18 protein-coding genes are annotated in these 17,621 nt (G+C 61.7%); 5 read left to right on the plus strand and 13 right to left on the minus strand.

Annotated features, from left to right (window positions below; genetic code table 11):
• Nucleotides 1-199: 199 nt before the first annotated feature.
• From ATY29_RS32505 to ATY29_RS32525, 5 genes are all read left to right on the plus strand, one after another.
• Complete coding sequence (locus tag ATY29_RS32505) at nt 200-1,129, plus strand: ABC transporter permease (RefSeq protein ID WP_003565963.1); 930 nt, start codon at nt 200-202, stop codon at nt 1,127-1,129.
• The gene (locus ATY29_RS32510; protein ID WP_003565965.1) at nt 1,126-2,253 is read left to right on the plus strand and encodes an ABC transporter permease; all 1,128 of its coding nucleotides are present in this window, start codon (nt 1,126-1,128) and stop codon (nt 2,251-2,253) included. Before ATY29_RS32505 ends, ATY29_RS32510 begins: the two co-directional genes overlap by 4 nt.
• A 58-nt stretch (nt 2,254-2,311) precedes the next feature.
• Nucleotides 2,312-3,283 carry an ABC transporter substrate-binding protein gene (locus tag ATY29_RS32515; protein WP_003565968.1) on the plus strand — a complete coding sequence of 324 codons (972 nt, stop codon included), beginning with the start codon at nt 2,312-2,314 and terminating at the stop codon, nt 3,281-3,283.
• A gap of 394 nt (nt 3,284-3,677) precedes the next feature.
• On the plus strand, nt 3,678-4,868 hold the full coding sequence (locus ATY29_RS32520) for an efflux RND transporter periplasmic adaptor subunit (protein ID WP_025416889.1): 1,191 nt from the start codon (nt 3,678-3,680) through the stop codon (nt 4,866-4,868).
• Nucleotides 4,869-4,880: 12 nt separating this feature from the next.
• Entirely contained in the window at nt 4,881-8,201 is a 3,321-nt protein-coding gene (locus ATY29_RS32525) for an efflux RND transporter permease subunit (protein ID WP_097533923.1), read from the plus strand.
• A 105-nt stretch (nt 8,202-8,306) separates the two neighbouring features.
• Here the strand turns inward: ATY29_RS32525 and ureG are convergent, their stop codons facing one another.
• From ureG to urtE, 13 genes are all read right to left on the minus strand, one after another.
• On the minus strand, nt 8,307-8,918 hold the full coding sequence (ureG, locus tag ATY29_RS32530; RefSeq protein WP_003565974.1) for an urease accessory protein UreG: 612 nt from the start codon (nt 8,916-8,918) through the stop codon (nt 8,307-8,309).
• Between the two features lie 85 nt (nt 8,919-9,003).
• Nucleotides 9,004-9,675 (minus strand): urease accessory protein UreF, encoded by a 672-nt coding sequence (locus tag ATY29_RS32535; protein WP_097533924.1) that lies wholly within the window; start codon nt 9,673-9,675, stop codon nt 9,004-9,006.
• 6 nt (nt 9,676-9,681) lie between these two features.
• A complete protein-coding gene (ureE, locus tag ATY29_RS32540; protein WP_097533925.1) occupies nt 9,682-10,284 on the minus strand; it encodes an urease accessory protein UreE in 603 nt (200 codons plus the stop codon).
• 86 nt (nt 10,285-10,370) lie between these two features.
• A complete protein-coding gene (locus ATY29_RS32545) occupies nt 10,371-11,234 on the minus strand; it encodes a GGDEF domain-containing protein (protein WP_003565980.1) in 864 nt (287 codons plus the stop codon).
• A gap of 329 nt (nt 11,235-11,563) precedes the next feature.
• On the minus strand, nt 11,564-12,235 hold the full coding sequence (locus tag ATY29_RS32550; protein ID WP_097533926.1) for a TIGR02117 family protein: 672 nt from the start codon (nt 12,233-12,235) through the stop codon (nt 11,564-11,566).
• Between the two features lie 34 nt (nt 12,236-12,269).
• On the minus strand, nt 12,270-13,982 hold the full coding sequence (gene ureC / locus ATY29_RS32555) for an urease subunit alpha (protein WP_003565983.1): 1,713 nt from the start codon (nt 13,980-13,982) through the stop codon (nt 12,270-12,272).
• A gap of 3 nt (nt 13,983-13,985) precedes the next feature.
• Nucleotides 13,986-14,609, minus strand: coding sequence for a glycosyltransferase family 29 protein (locus ATY29_RS32560; RefSeq protein ID WP_097534040.1), 624 nt, complete (start codon nt 14,607-14,609; stop codon nt 13,986-13,988).
• A gap of 10 nt (nt 14,610-14,619) precedes the next feature.
• A complete protein-coding gene (locus ATY29_RS32565; RefSeq protein ID WP_003565987.1) occupies nt 14,620-15,027 on the minus strand; it encodes a lysozyme inhibitor LprI family protein in 408 nt (135 codons plus the stop codon).
• 17 nt (nt 15,028-15,044) lie between these two features.
• Nucleotides 15,045-15,350 carry an urease subunit beta gene (locus ATY29_RS32570; protein WP_003542314.1) on the minus strand — a complete coding sequence of 102 codons (306 nt, stop codon included), beginning with the start codon at nt 15,348-15,350 and terminating at the stop codon, nt 15,045-15,047.
• 10 nt (nt 15,351-15,360) lie between these two features.
• Nucleotides 15,361-15,612, minus strand: coding sequence for a DUF1272 domain-containing protein (locus ATY29_RS32575; protein WP_025416894.1), 252 nt, complete (start codon nt 15,610-15,612; stop codon nt 15,361-15,363).
• A 9-nt stretch (nt 15,613-15,621) separates the two neighbouring features.
• A complete protein-coding gene (locus tag ATY29_RS32580; protein WP_003561955.1) occupies nt 15,622-15,924 on the minus strand; it encodes an urease subunit gamma in 303 nt (100 codons plus the stop codon).
• 20 nt (nt 15,925-15,944) lie between these two features.
• The gene (locus ATY29_RS32585; RefSeq protein WP_097533927.1) at nt 15,945-16,766 is read right to left on the minus strand and encodes an urease accessory protein UreD; all 822 of its coding nucleotides are present in this window, start codon (nt 16,764-16,766) and stop codon (nt 15,945-15,947) included.
• Between the two features lie 150 nt (nt 16,767-16,916).
• The gene (urtE, locus tag ATY29_RS32590; RefSeq protein WP_097534042.1) at nt 16,917-17,612 is read right to left on the minus strand and encodes an urea ABC transporter ATP-binding subunit UrtE; all 696 of its coding nucleotides are present in this window, start codon (nt 17,610-17,612) and stop codon (nt 16,917-16,919) included.
• Nucleotides 17,613-17,621: the final 9 nt, after the last annotated feature.

Consider the following 17,621-nt stretch of genomic DNA (forward strand, 5'->3'; position numbering starts at 1 on the left):
CCGGGCATCTCCCCCACAAAGGGGGAGATCAGCAGGTGGCGAAGGCTCCTGCAAACAAGATCAAGGGAGCAACTCCCTACAGAGACAACCGGGAACGACCCGCCATCCTCTTGCCGATCTCCCCCCTTGTGGGGGAGATGCCCGGCAGGGCAGAGGGGGGTAACCGCCCACTCGGCGCCGATACATGGGAGCAATCCCTTTGAAACCAGACACCTTCAAAGGCAAGATCATCCCCGTTACCACGATCCTGCTGGCCCTTATCGCCATCTGGTATGCCGCCGCCGTCCTGATGAACGCGCCGTTTCAGCGTGACATGGACAGCCGCGCCGGCGTCGCGCCCACAACGATGGAATTCATCGGCAAAACGCTCGCGCAGCCGAAGCCGATCCTGCCGGCGCCGCATCAGGTGGCGCAGAACGTCTATGAGAACACATTTCTGCGCAGCCTTTCGAGCAATCGCAGCCTCGTCTATCACAGCTGGGTGACGCTCTCCTCGACCCTGCTCGGCTTTGGCTTCGGCATGCTGCTCGGCATCCTTCTTGCGGTGCTGATCGTGCACAACCGTGCCATGGACCGCTCGCTGATGCCCTGGCTCGTGGCGAGCCAGACCATACCGATCCTCGCGATCGCCCCGATGATCGTCATTATCTCCTACAATGTGCTGACCGGCGACAATGCGATCGCCCATTTGCTGAACCTCGATTCCGACGCTTCCCGTCTCGTCTCCAAGGCACTGATCTCCACCTACCTCTCCTTCTTTCCCGTTGCCGTCGGCATGGTGAAGGGATTGCGGTCGCCTGAGATCATGCATCTCGACCTGATGCGCACATACTATGCAAGCCCGACGCAGACTTTCTGGAAGCTGCGTGTTCCGGCCTCGATCCCCTTTCTCTTCACCTCGATGAAGGTCGCGATCGCCGCCAGCCTCGTCGGCGCCATCGTTGGCGAGTTGCCGACAGGCGCCGTTGCCGGCATCGGCTCGAAGCTGCTTGCCGGCTCCTATTACAGCCAGACCATCGATATCTGGGCAGCCCTCGTCGCCGGATCGTTGCTGGCGGGCATCCTGGTTGCGATTGTCGGCATTGCCGCAAAGATCGTCGACCGTGCCATGGGCGGGAGGCCGGCATGAGACATCTGAGCTCTTCCTGGCAGGGCCTGACCGCTCTCCTCCTCTGCCTGGCGGCGCGGATCAGCCTGCCGCTGCTGGCCGAGGGGGCTTCACGGCCGCTCACCGACGGCACGGCCAGCCTCGTCTTCATCATCGTCATCGCGGCCGCCCTGCTGTCTTTCGCGCCGCAACCGCCGGCCTACCGCGCCACCGTGCTGTTCATCGGCGCGCATGGCGCCGCTTGGATGCTGCTTTCCGCTCTCTCCGGCAACGAGGGCATGGCGACACGGGCTTTCTTCCTGCTGCTCTTTGCCTGCTGGCTGCTGGCCTGGCGATGCGTGACGGAGCTCTCAAAACTGCAGCCCGTCACTACCTTCGGCAAATCGATACTCCAGCTGCTGATCCCGGCAATCTTCGGTGCCTGGATCCTCATCCTTTGGGAAGCGGTCACGCGCGGCGGCGGCATCCCGTTCATCATCTTGCCGCCGCCGAGCGCCATCGGCACCCGCATCATGGCCTCCCTGCCGATCCTCGGCGCGGACGTCAGGCAGACGATCTTCAAGGCGGTGCTGATCGGTTACATCGTCGGCTGCCTCAGCGGCTTTGTCGTCGCGGTGCTGGCCGACCGCGTCGTCTTCCTGCGCCGAGGCCTGCTGCCGATCGGCAACATGGTGTCGGCCCTGCCGATCATCGGTGTCGCCCCCGTGATGGTCATGTGGTTCGGCTTCGACTGGCCGTCCAAGGCCGCCGTCGTCATCATCATGACCTTCTTCCCGATGCTGGTGAACACCGTCGCCGGCCTTGCCGCCTCCGGCAGCATGGAGCGCGATCTGATGCGCACCTATGCCTCAAGCGACTGGCAGACGCTGCTGAAGCTCAAGCTTCCGGCAGCCATGCCCTTCATCTTCAACGCACTGAAGATCAACTCGACGCTGGCGCTGATTGGTGCCATCGTTGCCGAATTCTTCGGAACGCCGATCGTCGGCATGGGCTTCCGCATCTCTACCGAGATCGGCCGCATGAATGTCGACATGGTCTGGGCGGAAATTGCCGTCGCAGCGCTGGCCGGCTCGATTTTTTATGGCATCATCGCCCTGACCGAACGGGCGGTGACGTTCTGGCATCCGTCTATCCGTGGTGGCTAGGCGCGCACGGGGTTCGGAAATGAGCCCGGGCATAACTTCAGAGGGTAAGGATAAGAAAATGAGAAAGTTGATGGTTGCAATGATGGCAAGCGCGATGTCGCTTGCAGCAGCCCATGCGATGGCCGCCGATAAGGTCGTGCTGCAGCTGAAATGGGTCACGCAGGGCCAGTTCGGCGGTTATTACGTCGCCAAGGACAAGGGCTTCTACAAGGAAGAAGGCCTCGACGTCGACATCAAGCCGGGCGGCCCCGATATCGCTCCCGAGCAGGTGATCGCCGGCGGCGGCGCCGATGTCATCGTCGACTGGATGGGCGGCGCGCTGGTTGCCCGCGAAAAGGGCGTTCCGCTCGTCAACATCGCCCAGCCCTACCAGAAGTCGGGCCTGGAAATGATTTGCCGCAAGGATGGCCCGGTCAAGACCGAAGCCGACTTCAAGGGTCACACGCTCGGCGTCTGGTTCTTCGGCAACGAATATCCTTTCTTCGCCTGGATGAACAAGCTGGGCCTGTCCACTGAAGGCGGCGCCAACGGCGTCACCGTGCTGAAGCAGAGCTTCGACGTGCAGCCGCTCGTACAGAAGCAGGCCGACTGCATCTCGGTGATGACCTACAATGAATACTGGCAGGCGATCGATGCCGGCTTCAAGCCGGAAGAACTGACGGTGTTCAACTACACCGAGATGGGCAATGACCTTCTCGAAGACGGCCTCTATGCGATGCAAGACAAGCTGAAGGATCCGGCCTTCAAGGAGAAGATGGTCAAATTCGTCCGCGCTTCGATGAAGGGCTGGAAATATGCGACCGAAAACCCCGACGAAGCCGCCGAGATCGTCATGGACAACGGCGGCCAGGACGAGAACCACCAGAAGCGAATGATGGGCGAAGTCGCAAAGCTGGTCGGCGACGGCTCGGGCAAGCTTGACGAGGCGCTCTATGCCCGCACGGCAAAGGCGTTGCTCGACCAGAAGATCATCAGCAAGGAGCCCTCGGGCGCCTGGACGCATGACATCACGGACGCGGCGGCCAAGTAATCGCCGCGATATTCCAAACCGAAACGCGCGGAAGATTTTCCGCGCGTTTCTTTTTTCAAGTCGATGAAAAAAATGCCTTGCAACTGTCGCATTTATCGGGCGTCAAACGTCATTGGGGTAGAAGCGCAATCAATCATCGTCATGTTCACATAACCTTGCGGTGATTGATTCAGGTTCTGATGGTAATTATTATCGGCTCATGGGGAATTGTTTTCTGCCGGGCTTGCATATCGAGCAAATCGATACCAACTAGAAGCCGATTTGCCGGCGAGGGACAAGACGGCAATGATGTGTGGATACCCCTGAGAATGCAGGAAAGGCAGTGGCCTGGTCGCGAGCTGAGTGGCAGACGCGCGAGTTCGGCTAAGCTTGTTACAAGATTGGACGAAAACGCATGGCACGCAAGCCGATTGGAATTCTAGGCGCCGCTACTCTTTTTGCCGCGGCTCTTGCCGCATCCACTGCATTTTCGCAGGAAAAGCCGGTTGAAAAGCCGCAACAAAATCTGCCGGCAATCGTCGTCACCAAGGCTGTCAACCGCACCCTCGTCGACCGTGTCATCGGTACGGGAACGGTCAAGCCCGTCGAGGAAGTCTATATCCAGCCGCAGGTCGAGGGCCTGTCGATCCGCGCGCTGAAGGCCGATATCGGCGACAGGGTTCAGGCGGAAAGCACTTTGGCGACGCTCAACGATGATGCGCTGGTGCTGGAGAAAAGCCAGATGATGGCGACGAAAGCCAAGGGCGAGGCAAGCCTGGCCCAGTTGCGCGCCCAGCTCATCGAGGCGCAGGCCAATGCTGAACAGGCCAGGCAGCAGCAGGCCCGCTCCCAGGAAATGGGCAAGAAGGGCACGGTTTCCACTGCCCAGGTCGAACAGGCCGATGCGACCGCCGCCGCCGCCAATGCTCGCGTCGTCTCAGCCGAACAGGCGATCGAGGTCGCCGAAGCCGATCTCAAGGTCTTCGACAGCCAGATCGCCGATGCGGATCTGAAGCTGGCGCGCACCGATGTGAAGACGCCAGTGGCCGGCACGGTCTCGGCAAAGAACGCCAAGGTCGGCGCCATTGCCGCCGGCAACGGCGACCCGCTGTTCACCCTCATCCGCGACGGCGATGTCGAGCTTGTCGCAGAGGTCGCCGAAAGCGACATTGTCAGGGTCGTGGCCGGCCAGAAGGCGGCGATCTCGCTTTCCGGCAGCCGCGAGAAGCTTTCCGGCGCCGTGCGCCTGGTATCGCCGACCGTCGATCCCACCACCCGCCTCGGTCTCGTCCATATTTCGATCGACGATGACAGCAAGGCGCGTTCGGGCATGTATGGCAGCGCCGAGATCATCGTCCGCGAGACCGAAGGCGTATCGCTTCCGCTGACCGCCGTGCTCACCGGCAACGAAGGCTCGTCCGCCCGCAAGGTCGAGGATGGCGTGGTGAAATTCGCCAAGGTCGAGACCGGCATCCAGGACGGCGCCTATGTCGAGATCGTCGATGGATTGAAGACCGGCGACGAGGTCGTGGCCAAGGCGGGCGCTTATGTCCGTGACGGCGACCACATCACGCCGGTGCGTGAACAGCCCCCGGCTTCCAACTAAAGAGACCATCCGATGAATTTTTCAGCCTGGTCCATTCGAAACCCAATCGCGCCGCTCCTGGCCTTCTGCCTGTTGATCTTCATCGGCATGCAGTCCTTCAACAAGCTGCCGATCACGCGCTTCCCGAACATCGACGTGCCGCTGGTTTCGATCAGCGTGACGCAGAGCGGTGCTTCGCCGGCCGAACTCGAAATGCAGGTGACCAAGGAGATCGAAGATGCGATCGCCTCCATCACCGGCATCGACGAAATCCAGTCGACGGTGACCGACGGCAGCTCGCAGACCAACGTCATGTTCCGAATGGAAGTGCCGACGGAACAGGCGGTACAGGACGTCAAGGACGCGATCGATCGCATCCGCAGCGATTTGCCGGCAACCGCCGAAGCACCGATTGTCACCAAGGTCGATGTCGAAGGCCAAGCGATCCAGACCTTCGCCGTTTCCTCGCCTGATATGTCGCTGGAAGAGCTTTCCTGGTTTGTCGACGATACGGTCAAGCGGGCGCTCCAGGGCCAGGCCGGCATCGGCCGCGTCGACCGCTACGGCGGCGCGGAACGCGAAGTGCGTATCGAACTCACTCCCGGCAAGCTCGATGCCTATGGCATCACCGCCGCAAGCGTGAACCAGCAGCTGCGCGGCACCAACATCGACCTCGGCTCGGGCCGCGGCCAGGTGGCCGGCAGCGAACAGGCGATCCGCGTTCTGGGCGACGCCCGAAATGTCGCCGAACTCGCCGACACCACGATCGCGCTGCCGAATGGCCGCTTCGTCAAGCTGTCCGATCTCGGTGTCATCAAGGACACCTATGAGGAGCCCAAATCCTTCTCGCGCTTCGACGCCACGCCCGTTGTCACCTTCGGCGTCTTCCGCTCGAAGGGCGCCAGCGAAGTGAGCGTCGCCGAGACCGTGGCTCAGAGTCTGGACAAGGTCCGGACTGAAAACCCGAACGTGAAGATCGAACTCATCGACGATTCGGTCTATTTCACCTATGGCAACTACGAAGCCGCCATCCACACGCTGCTTGAAGGCGCCTTGCTCGCAGTCATCGTCGTCTTCCTGTTCCTGAGGAATTGGCGCGCGACGCTGATTTCTGCAATCGCCCTTCCGCTGTCTGCGATCCCGACCTTCTGGATCATGGACATGATGGGCTTCTCGCTGAACCTCGTCAGCTTCCTTGCCTTGACGCTCGCGACCGGCATCCTCGTCGACGATGCGATCGTCGAAATCGAAAACATCGCCCGTCACATCAAGATGGGCAAGACGCCTTATCGGGCGGCGATCGAGGCGGCGGATGAAATCGGCCTTGCCGTCATCGCCACCACCTTCACCATCATCGCCGTCTTCGTGCCGGTTTCTTTCATGCCGGGCATTCCGGGCCAATACTTCATCCAGTTCGGCCTGACCGTCGCCTTCTCGGTCTTCTTCTCGTTGATGGTCGCGCGCCTCATCACCCCGATGATGGCCGCCTATCTCATGCGTGCAGAAGACGGCGTCGACGATCATCACGACAATGATAGCCTGCTGATGCGTGGATACACACGCCTCATACGCGGCACGACCGGGCGCTGGTACACGCGTTACGCGACGCTGCTTGTCGCGTTCGGCTTTTTGGCCGGCTCCATTATGCTGCTGATGCAGGTTCCGGGCAGCTTCCTGCCGCCCGAAGACGCCTCGCGCATCGTGCTCTCCGTCGAACTGCCGCCGAATGCACGGCTTGACGATACCGAAAAGACGACGGATGCGATCTATGACAGGGTCAAGGATATCAACGGTGTTGAAAGCGTCTTCGTGCTCGGCGGCGCATCGCCGAAGGGCGATCTCGAATTGCGCCGCGCGACCATCACGTTGGCACTTCACAAGCTGGACCAATCACTGATTAAGAAGATGGTCAATGACGGGCTCGGCCGTATCCCGGTCATCGGTCCGATGCTGCCGAAGGTGGAAGTCCACGGACGTGAACGTCCGCAATGGGATATCGAAAAGGAAGTCTTCGCCAAGCTGCGCGACATTCCGGACGTCCGTATCCTGAAGCTCAACGACCGCGGCGAACGCGACCTCGCCTTCAACTTCCTCTCCAAGAACGAGAAGGATCTGAACGACGCTGTCGGCGTTCTGGAATCCAAGCTCCGCGCCGATCCGCTACTGGCCAATGTCAGCGCAGACGGCGCCCTGCCCCGTCCGGAACTGCAGGTTTATCCGCGCAAGGACGAAGCCGCACGCCTCGGCATCACGCCGCAGCAGATCTCCGAGACGATCCGTGTCGCCACTATCGGCGATGTCGATGCGGCACTTGCGAAGATCTCGCTCGACGATCGCCAGATCCCGATCCGCGTCCAGGCGGCGGTCGACATGCGCCGAGATCTCTCAGCCATCCGCGCACTGAAGATCCAAACCGCCAGCGGCGGCACCGTTCCGCTCGCAAGCGTCGCCAATATCGACTATTCGGAAGGCGTAAGCTCGATCAAGCGCAACAACCGTTACCGCGTCGTCTCGATCGGCTCCGACCTGCCGCAGGGCGTGGCGCTCGACACGGCTTCGGCGCGCTTCCGCGAGATCGTCAAGGAGGCCAACATTCCGGCTTCGGTGCACCTTGCCGAAAGCGGCGACACCAAGGTGCAAAGCGAGATGCAGCAGAGCTTCGTCAACGCCATGCTGATGGGCCTGCTGCTGGTGCTGACAGTTCTGATCCTGCTCTTCAAGGACGTGATCCAGCCCTTCACCATCCTGTTCTCGCTGCCGCTCGCCATCGGCGGCGTCGCGGCGGCTCTGATCATCACTAGCAATCCGCTGTCGATGCCTGTGATGATCGGCATCCTGATGCTGATGGGTGTCGTCACCAAGAACGCCATCCTGCTCGTCGATTTCGCCATCGAGATGCGCCACCAGGGCATGGCTCGCGTCGAAGCCATGGTCGAAGCCGGCCGCAAGCGCGCCCGGCCGATCATCATGACCTCGATCGCCATGTCGGCGGGCATGCTGCCCTCGGCGCTCGGCGTCGGCGAAGGCGGCTCGTTCCGCGCGCCGATGGCAATCGCGGTGATCGGCGGCATTATCGTCTCGACGGTACTCTCGCTTGTCGTCGTGCCCTCCTTCTTCCTGATCATGGACGACCTGTCGCGCCTGATCGGCTGGGCGTTCGGTCGCCTGGTCGGCAAGAAGGACGAGGAGGAACTGCCGCTGTCGCGTGAGGATCTCACCCGCGTTAGCCGCGAAAACCGCAACGATATCGACTCGCTGGACGAGCGCCTGACGGCGATCGAAAAGCCGGCAGACAAACGCAAGAAGGCCAACGACACCAACGTGCTCCGCCTGCCGCCTTTTGCGGCGGAGTGAGCAATGGCTCACGAAATCAAAAGGGCCGGGAGCGATCTCCCGGCCCTTTTTGCTTTACCGATTGTCGCCCAGCCGTGAGCGACTTCAGCTGCGGCGGGCTGCCCCTCAAAGCCCGCCCTGTTCTCTCAGAAAACTGACGATCGAGTTGACGCCGTCGCCGCGTTTCATGTCGGAGAAGACGAAGGGACGTTGGGCGCGCATACGCGTGGCATCCCGGTCCATCACCTCGAGATCGGCGCCGACATAGGGCGCCAGATCCTTCTTGTTGATGACCAGCAGGTCCGACCGGGTGATGCCGGGCCCGCCCTTGCGCGGGATTTCCTCGCCCTGACAGACGGAGATGACATAGATAGTGATATCGGCAAGATCGGGCGAAAAGGTCGCCGCCAGATTGTCGCCGCCAGACTCGATGAAGACCACGTCGAGATCGGGAATCCGCGCGTTGAGGCCGGCGATCGCCTGAAGATTGATGGTCGCATCCTCGCGAATGGCGGTATGCGGGCAGCCGCCGGTCTCCACACCTACGATACGGTCGGAAGGCAGTGCCTGCATGCGCACCAGCGCTTCGGCATCCTCTGTCGTGTAGATGTCGTTGGTAACGACCGCGACAGAATAGTCATCGCGCATCGCCTTGCAGAGCTTTTCGGTCAGCGCCGTTTTGCCCGAGCCGACCGGCCCGCCGATGCCGACGCGCAGAGGTCCGTTTCTTGACTTCATCTGTTTTACTCCAATCGAAGGGCGATGATAGCGACCTGACCGGCGCGCGCCACCGTCAAATGACGCAGTTCCCGCCGATAATTTTTCACGAGCGGAACAGCCGCGTCGCCTGCGTTTCATGACGCAGACTGGCAATATCGGCTTGCACCGTCGCCGAACCCAGATCGTCGAGCGTCGAGGCCGCCGCCCGCCGGGCGACCTCCGTGAGGCTCTGCTCCAGGCCGGCAAGCACGGCAACGCCATCCTTCTGGCCGGCGACACCGAGACGGATGCCGGATGACACCGCTTGCGAGGCATAAGCATGCAGGAAGGCGGCGAGCGCCTTTTCGAGCCCTATGCCATGCGCACCGGTTACTGCCCCGACCGCGATGGGATAGGCGGCCTGCTTAGGCAGCCTCTCGAACACATCGTCCGGCCAGGCCCGCGCCGCGGCCAGGAAGGCCTCGCCGAGCAACATGGTCTCCTGGTGGCGCTCGCGCGATCCGGCAAGTGCAGCGGCAAGTGCAGCGATCTCAGCAAGCTGCGCAGCATCCGCCTGGTGCCTGTAACTTTGAGCCAGAAGCACCGCATCGTTCCAGACCGAACCATCGCCGGTCAGTGTGCCGATCCAGGCCGCAAGCGAACTCGCATCCGTGACGAGCCCGTCGGCCACGGCCCGCTCCAGCCCGCCCGAATAGGCAAAGCTGCCGATCGGAAAGGCCGGCGAGAGCCATGCCGTCAGGCGCAGCAATGCCTGCAGCTCAGGGTCCCCAGTCATCGCGCCTCAGTCGTGCTTGTGGCCGTGATGGCCGTGGTCATGGTCGTGTTCATGGTTGCATCCTGGCCCATGCACGTGCTCGTGGCCGTGATCATGTTTGTGTCCATGGTCATGATGGTGATCGTGGTCGTGTCCACGGTCGTGAGCCGCATGTCCATGATCATGCGAATGTCCACCATGGGAATGATAGGCTCCGCGCGCCGGCTGGAAGGGCTCGTCGATATCGAGGACGGTGGCGCCGAGCCCCTGCAGCATCGTGCGGATAACGTGATCGCGCAGGATAACGATGCGGTCTTCCTCGATCTGGGCCGCGAGATGACGGTTGCCGAGATGCCAGGCTAGCTCGACGAGATGTGTGCGGTCACGGCCGCGAATCTCGAAGAGCTTCTCATCGGCCGCGAGGATCTCGATCAGTTCGCCGTCGTCGCGCACCAGCAGGTCACCATTGGCGAAAAGCACCGGGTCCTTGAGATCGAGCATGACCATCTCGCCATTTTCCAGATGCAGCAGCTTGCGGCGCAGATGGCGCAGGTCATGCGGCAGCTTGACCTGGGCGGTCGGATGGGAGGAAGGGGTTCCGGCGGGCAGATAGGAGGTAACGCGCTGCATGATATGTCCGTTTTGCTGAGGCGACGACCATGCAAAATAGCCTCTCCCGATGCAAGCACCAATGGCCTTTTGCTCGGAACGGGGCTTTATATTCCGTATGCCTGCATCACGTTGTCGCTCTCAACTCCCCGGCCCTTAGCATCGAGGCCATTGTCGACGAGCCCGTGCCAGGCGTGATGCAAACCTTCCCGCTCATGTACGACGCGATTGCGCCCGAGTGCCTTGGCTAGATAGAGCGCCCGGTCCGCCGAAGCATAGACCGCCTGCTTGCCGCGCCCGGCGGCGAGATCGGCAACACCGCCGGAAACGGTAATGCGGATATCGTGTTCCTCGGCCGCGATGGCGCCGCTTGCGATCCGGGCCCGGACAGCTTCGATGCGCTCCATCCGCGCTTCCAGCGGCTCGCCGGAGATGATGACGCCGAACTCCTCCCCACCCAGCCGTGCAACGACGGACATTTCGTCGAAGGCGGATGTGAGCATGGCGGAGACCGCGGTGATGACGGCATCGCCGCAGGCATGGCCGAAGCGATCGTTGATCGCCTTGAAGCGGTCGACATCGAATATAACAAGCGAGGCGTTGCCCTCGGTATTCTCGAGCGCCTCTGCGAAGGCACGCCGGTTCAACAGGCCCGAAAGCGTGTCGGTGCGGCTGAGCTTTTCGAACTCCGCTCGCGACAGTGTCAATTCGTGCAGGGCAAAACCGGCTGCCAGCGACAGCATACCGGAAACCGTGCCGCCGACGAGCCAGGAAAAAATGGCGCCGAAACCGATCGCATGCGCAAGCGTCACCGGCAGCAGCCCGAAAAAGCCGAGCGGCGGTATCGTCAGCGCCATGATGACGCCGGAGAAAAGGACTGCAAGAAAGCTCATCTTCAACGCAAAGAGATAGACGTTCCTGCGATATTGAAAATTGCCGAAATCGGCCTGCAGCGACATCCAGCTTCTCATGAGAATCGACCTTCCTGCCCGGCGTTTCAAGGCATTGATAGGAGCCCAATTGCTGCGGGTGTCTTAATCGACTCGTTAAAATTGAACGGTTTCCGACGATTCGATGGACAGATTTTTTCTAGCAGGAGATGCAGCATCGCAATCCCTGAATCGCACACCACAGAGGGACACCTAGGCGATTGATTTAAAACGGCTTTGTCAGACAAGATAGTAGGGCTGTTCCAGAATGGTCTAACTGGAAAAAATACCAGCTTCTCCACTGATTTTTACAACCGAATGGAGAGTGTCGTTCACAATTCACAGGAAGAGCTGCCCGGCGTGCGGCTGCTTCAATTGTAGACACTCATGGACAATCGCAATGATTGTGGAAACGGGTTCCATAAGCCGGTCCGAAGCCCCGCCGAGCGGAGCGCAGCGGCCGTCCAGGTGTTGCAGCCGAAGAGGGCGTTGAAATATCCCTTGGCCTCGAAGAACCGATCGATCTCGCCGTAACCGGCATCGGAAATCGGCGCCACCACGCCCGTGTCGCGAACGAAGCTGTCCGAGATAAAATTGCGCAGCCGCCTCATTTGATCGCCGCCGATATCGAATGCCGCAATGCTGGGCTGCGGCTCGGTGATGTGACCGGCAAGGTCCACATGCATCACCGAACGGTCGATCGTGAGTGCCCGCAGCACCGGCAGCGGCTTCAGTTCCCCCCAGGTCGGAGTTTCCAAATAGAAAGAGCGGCCGCCCCAGCCGACGATGAGCCATTCAGCATTCGGATGGCCGAGCGGAAAACCAGGATCGTCGAGAAACGAAAAAGCAGCCCGCGTCTCCTCGTCCAGCGGAATGGCAATATCGGTATGGATCGGGCCCGACAGCAGGAGAATCCGATGTGTTGCCGCCGCAGACGACGCCTTGACCGGGGCAATCAGCGGCCGGGGAATGAAGGTCCCGAATGCCACTGAAAGCACCAGCAGAACCAAAACCCGCAAGAGCCAGCGGAAACCTGTCCTCATCGAAACGACCAGTGACGCATCGAACGAAGCGGGCTTAGAACAGGAAATAGCGCTGCGCCATCGGCAGCACCGTCGCCGGCTCGCATGTCAGTAATTCGCCGTTCGCCCTGACCTCATAGGTTTCCGGGTCGACCTCGATCTCGGGTGTCAGATCGTTGTGGATCATCGACGCCTTGGAGATGCCGCCGCGCGTATTCTTCACCGCCACCAGTTCCTTGGCGACGCCGAGCCGGCCCTTCAACCCGGCATCGAGTGAAGCCTGGCTGACGAAGGTGACGGAGGAATTGGTGAGGCTCCTGCCATAGGAGGCAAACATCGGCCGGTAATGCACCGGCTGCGGTGTCGGGATCGAGGCATTAGGGTCGCCCATCGGGGCCGCCGCGATCGAGCCGCCGAGCAGCACCATGTCGGGTTTCACGCCGAAGAAGGCCGGGTTCCAGAGCACGAGGTCGGCGCGCTTGCCGATCTCCACCGAGCCGATCTCGTGGCTGAGACCATGAGCGATCGCCGGATTGATCGTGTATTTGGCGATATAGCGGCGGACTCGGAAATTGTCGTTGTCGCCTTTTTCCTCCTTCAGCCGGCCGCGCTGGCGTTTCATCTTGTCGGCCGTCTGCCAGGTGCGGATCGCCACCTCGCCGACGCGGCCCATTGCCTGGCTGTCGGACGAGATGATCGAGAAGGCGCCGATATCGTGCAGAATGTCTTCCGCTGCGATCGTCTCCTTGCGGATGCGACTTTCGGCAAAGGCGATATCCTCGGGGATCGACGGCGACAGGTGATGGCAGACCATCAGCATGTCCAGATGCTCGGCGATGGTGTTGACCGTATAGGGCCGCGTCGGATTGGTCGACGACGGGATGACGTTCGGCTGGCCGCAGATCTTGATGATATCGGGCGCATGCCCGCCGCCCGCCCCTTCCGTGTGGAAGGCGTGGATGGTGCGGCCCTTGATGGCGCCGATCGTATCCTCGACGAAGCCGCTTTCGTTCAGCGTATCGGTGTGGATCATCACCTGCACGTCGTATTCGTCGGCGACCGACAGGCAGCAGTCGATGGCGCCGGGTGTCGTACCCCAGTCCTCGTGCAGCTTCAGCGAGGTGGCGCCGGCCAGCACCATTTCGGTCAGCGCCCCCGGCAGCGAGGCATTGCCCTTGCCGGCGAAGGCGAGGTTCATCGGGAAGGCATCGGCCGCTTCGATCATGCGCGCGAGATGCCAGGGACCGGGCGTGCAGGTGGTGGCAAGCGTGCCGTGCGCCGGCCCCGTGCCGCCGCCGAGCATGCAGGTCATGCCTGACATCAGCGCCTCTTCGATCTGCTGCGGCGCGATGAAGTGGATATGGCTGTCCATGCCGCCAGCAGTGACGATCTTGCCTTCGGCGGCGATCGCCTCCGTGCCCGGGCCGACGATGATATTGACGCCGGGCTGCATATCGGGGTTACCGGCCTTGCCAATCGCAACGATGCGCCCGTTCTTCAGGCCGATATCGGCCTTGTAGATCCCCGAATGGTCGACGATCACCGCATTGGTGATGACGGTATCGACCGCGCCGTCCGCCCGCGTCACCTGGCTCTGGCCCATGCCGTCGCGGATCACCTTGCCGCCGCCGAACTTCACCTCCTCGCCATAGGTGGTGAAATCCTTCTCGATCTCGATGAAGAGCTCCGTATCGGCAAGGCGTACCTTGTCGCCGGTGGTCGGTCCGAACATGCCGGCATAGGCGGCGCGCGAGATCTTATAGGGCATCCATCAGGCTCCGTGGGAGGAAGAGACAAGTGTTTTTCCGCCGAGCCGCCTGAGGCGGCCGGCGGCAATATAGCGATCGACAAGCTGTCGTTCGGCTGCAAACGGGTGCCATTCCCAGCCGACGTGACCAAAGCCGGCCAGCATCACCTCGGCATCGGCATATGCGTTCAGCACCTTGGCAATGACGATCATACCGCTGCTTGGCACGACATAGGGCGGAGGCGCAAAGGCCGAAAGCGCGGCATCGACCGCCTCATGAATCGACTTGTCGATCACGACATGCGTCTTGCCGGTATCAGCGCAGAAGGCGATGAACGCGTCCGTGTAGTCGTCGCAGAAATCATCGAGATCAGGATGCGAGACGGCAAGCGGCGCCCGCATCGCGGCGAATTTCTCCGGATCGCGCACGCTCCAGATTTCGCCGGTCGAAACGACGCCGGGATGAACGCGCCACTCAGGCGAACCGAGCATCGCCTTTGCCGGCCGGCCGGTGTTGCAAACCGCGACGGCATCCGTCCGGCTGCCGCTGGCGCCATAGGAGCGGCAATCGTTGAAGCGGATGACGAAATCGGCGGCATCGATGATGCCTGCCTCCGCGTCTGCGACCTCGCCATTGCCGACGATCACGATCTTCACCTTAGTTGCTCATCGTGTCTTCGAGCTCTTTCAGCTCTTTGGTGCGTTTGTCGGTGATATTGGCGAGGCACCCGGCGACCAGCATCGGCTCCATCGTGCCGCCACGGGCCTGGAAGCCGAAAGCGTCGCACTCGGCGTCGCGATAATCGATCCAGGCGCGTTGCGCCTTGACCAGCGCCTGCTCCGCGCCCTTCATGTCGCCATCCAAGTCCTTGTCGACCGCCGCAAGAGCCGCGCGAGTCTTCTTATATTGCACATTCAGAGCCTTGTCGGCGGTCTCGTGGCGCGCCGCCTCGCAGGACGTCATATCCGACTGCGTCTTGGGATTGTTGCAATCGACATCCTGAGCGGAGGCAGCACCTGCCGTCAGCAATATCGCCGCCCCGATCAGGGAGACATTCAAACGCATCCATCTCTCCTGTTATTCTAAAGCTTGCCCATCACCAGCTGACGGAAGCCATAAACTTCGCGCTTGCCGGAAAGCGGGATCAGCGTCACCGAGCGCGTCTGCCCCGGCTCGAAGCGCACCGCCGTTCCCGCCGGAATATCGAGCCGCTTGCCATGCGCCGCTGCGCGGTCGAAGGAAAGCCCGGCATTGGTCTCGGCGAAATGATAGTGGCTGCCGACCTGCACCGGCCGGTCGCCGGTATTGGACACTTCCAGCGTCACCGTCGGTGCGCCGGCATTCAGTTCGATGTCGCCGCTTGCGGCAATGATTTCGCCCGGAATCATAGAGTTCTCCTCAAGCCGCCTTGGGCGCGCAGCCCTCGGCCTTCAGCACACGTTTCGTCGATGCCGGATTTTTGATGAGCATGGCGGCTGGCCGGATGGGCCTGACGACGAGATTGCCCCCGCAGTTCGGGCAGCGACCTCTCAGCACGCCATCGACGCAATCAGCGCAGAAGGTGCATTCATAGGTGCAGATCCGTGCCTCCGCACTCTCCGGCGGCAGATCCTTGTCGCAGCATTCGCAATTAGGCCTGAGCTCGAGCATGTTCTCTCCTCACCGGATCGGTTCGTGCACGGTGACGAGCTTGGTTCCATCCGGGAAGGTCGCCTCCACCTGCACGTCGTGGATCATCTCGGCAATGCCCTCCATCACCTGGTCCCGGCCGATCACATGGGCGCCGGCTTCCATCAACTCGGCGACCGGACGGCCGTCGCGGGCGCCTTCGACGACGAAATCGCTGATCAGCGCGATCGCCTCGGGATAGTTCAGTTTGACGCCGCGCTCCAACCGCCGCCGCGCCACCATCGCCGCCATCGATATCAGCAGCTTGTCTTTTTCTCTCGGAGTGAGGTTCATCATCTACCTGCTTATTGAACTTATAGATTCCAGACTTTCGGCACGGGCGCACCATTGCGCAAGGCGGAAATGACCGGGATCAGGATTTTTCTGAGTGAGAAGCCGTCGGTCGCCGCAAGGCGAACTACGAGTTTGCCATCCCAGGCGCTGGCACCGCCCATCGAATCTTCGACGAGCGGCCGCACCTTGCCGAGATAGGCTTCCGAAAGCGGCCCGGCATAAAGCAGCGTCGCAAAGGCAACCTGTCCGCCAAGCACCGCCTGGCGCGCCGCCAGCGCCGCCACTCCTTCTGAGAGCCTCAGTTCCTCCGCATGGATTAGCCGGCCCGAGCGGCGGATGCGCCAACGGTCGCGGAAAAGCCCCGTCTCCACCGTCTCGCCCATCGCCTTGCGGCCAAGCAGCACGGCCTCGACGGCCAGGAATTCGGCACTCTCGTCGAGATTGACATCGAGCCGGCGGAAAAGTGAAGCGCGGTCGAAGAGGATCGTTTCCTGCGGCAGCCAGTCGACGCGCGCTCCCGCTCCGACTTCAATGCGCGTCGTCACTTCGGCAGTGCCCGCCGATGCCTTGTAGATCTTCTCGCAGGCCTGGGTGGTGACGTCGATCTTCGTGCCGGCGCCGGCGACGACGCTCCAGTCCATCCGGTCGCCGCCGGTCAGCCCGCCTGCGGTGTTGATGATGACGGCTTCCATCGACGCATCGAAAGTTTCGGGCAGGCGGATCTTCGCCGCACCCTCCTGATAGAGTTCACGCAGACGCGTGCGGCCATCGAACAGCTTTGCCGCCAGATGCCCGCGCCCTTCCGCTCTTTGCGGTCTCGTGCTCGCCGCCGCAATCGTCATATCATGCCTTTCGGTCGCGCCACCGTTTCTCCATGCAATCGCGCGGATGACGGAAGGCAAGCAATTCCCATGCCGTCCAGGGATGCCCGAAGCCGACGCGCGAGATTTGCGAGTATGACGCCCCCTGCTGAAAAATGCAGCATTTGCCGGTCAGATGGTCAGATGGCGACGAGCCTCCGGCGTATCCAGGGTTTCGGCAAGGCCCTCATGCACGATCTCGCCGCGGTCCATGATATAGACGTAGTCGGCAAGCTCCCGGCAGAAATCCAGATATTGCTCGACGAGCAGGATCGCCATGCCGGTGGAATCGCGGAGATAACGGATCGCCCGGCCGATGTCCTTGATGATCGACGGCTGGATACCCTCGGTCGGCTCGTCGAGCACGAGAATCCTGGGTCGCGTCACCATGGCGCGTCCGATCGCCAACTGCTGCTGCTGCCCGCCGGAAAGATCGCCGCCGCGACGCGACAGCATCGACTTCAGCACCGGGAAGAGACGGAAGATATCGTCGGGAATGTTGCGGTCTCGGCGGCTAAGCGGGGCAAAACCGGTTTCGAGATTTTCCTTGACGGTGAGTAGCGGAAAGATTTCACGGCCCTGCGGCACATAGCCGATGCCCTGCTTGGCGCGGGCAAAGGGCGGCAGGTCGTTCAGCTTGGTTTCGTTGAAGGTGACGGTGCCGGCCGACAGCGGATGCTGGCCGGTCACGGCGCGCAGAAGCGAACTCTTGCCGACGCCGTTGCGCCCCAGCACGCAGGTAATCTTGCCCATCTCGGCTTTGATCGAGATGCCGCGCAACGCCTGGGCGGCGCCATAATGCAGATTTGCGTTTTCGACTGTCAGCATCCGTTCACC

Origin of the sequence: Rhizobium hidalgonense, assembly GCF_002914525.1 — a bacterium.
GTDB classification, from domain to species: Bacteria; Pseudomonadota; Alphaproteobacteria; order Rhizobiales; family Rhizobiaceae; genus Rhizobium; species Rhizobium hidalgonense.

Excerpts from the sequence above, each read along its gene's own strand:
- ATY29_RS32510 (WP_003565965.1), top strand. The coding sequence starts at position 1,126 with ATGAGACATCTGAGCTCTTCCTGGCAGGGCCTGACCGCTCTCCTCCTC.
- ATY29_RS32515 (WP_003565968.1), top strand. The coding sequence starts at position 2,312 with ATGAGAAAGTTGATGGTTGCAATGATGGCAAGCGCGATGTCGCTTGCA.
- ATY29_RS32520 (WP_025416889.1), top strand. The coding sequence starts at position 3,678 with ATGGCACGCAAGCCGATTGGAATTCTAGGCGCCGCTACTCTTTTTGCC.
- ATY29_RS32525 (WP_097533923.1), top strand. The coding sequence starts at position 4,881 with ATGAATTTTTCAGCCTGGTCCATTCGAAACCCAATCGCGCCGCTCCTG.
- ureG (WP_003565974.1), bottom strand. The coding sequence starts at position 8,918 with ATGAAGTCAAGAAACGGACCTCTGCGCGTCGGCATCGGCGGGCCGGTC.
- ATY29_RS32535 (WP_097533924.1), bottom strand. The coding sequence starts at position 9,675 with ATGACTGGGGACCCTGAGCTGCAGGCATTGCTGCGCCTGACGGCATGG.
- ureE (WP_097533925.1), bottom strand. The coding sequence starts at position 10,284 with ATGCAGCGCGTTACCTCCTATCTGCCCGCCGGAACCCCTTCCTCCCAT.
- ATY29_RS32545 (WP_003565980.1), bottom strand. The coding sequence starts at position 11,234 with ATGAGAAGCTGGATGTCGCTGCAGGCCGATTTCGGCAATTTTCAATAT.
- ATY29_RS32550 (WP_097533926.1), bottom strand. The coding sequence starts at position 12,235 with ATGAGGACAGGTTTCCGCTGGCTCTTGCGGGTTTTGGTTCTGCTGGTG.
- ureC (WP_003565983.1), bottom strand. The coding sequence starts at position 13,982 with ATGCCCTATAAGATCTCGCGCGCCGCCTATGCCGGCATGTTCGGACCG.
- ATY29_RS32565 (WP_003565987.1), bottom strand. The coding sequence starts at position 15,027 with ATGCGTTTGAATGTCTCCCTGATCGGGGCGGCGATATTGCTGACGGCA.
- ATY29_RS32570 (WP_003542314.1), bottom strand. The coding sequence starts at position 15,350 with ATGATTCCGGGCGAAATCATTGCCGCAAGCGGCGACATCGAACTGAAT.
- ATY29_RS32575 (WP_025416894.1), bottom strand. The coding sequence starts at position 15,612 with ATGCTCGAGCTCAGGCCTAATTGCGAATGCTGCGACAAGGATCTGCCG.
- ATY29_RS32580 (WP_003561955.1), bottom strand. The coding sequence starts at position 15,924 with ATGAACCTCACTCCGAGAGAAAAAGACAAGCTGCTGATATCGATGGCG.
- ATY29_RS32585 (WP_097533927.1), bottom strand. The coding sequence starts at position 16,766 with ATGACGATTGCGGCGGCGAGCACGAGACCGCAAAGAGCGGAAGGGCGC.
- urtE (WP_097534042.1), bottom strand. The coding sequence starts at position 17,612 with ATGCTGACAGTCGAAAACGCAAATCTGCATTATGGCGCCGCCCAGGCG.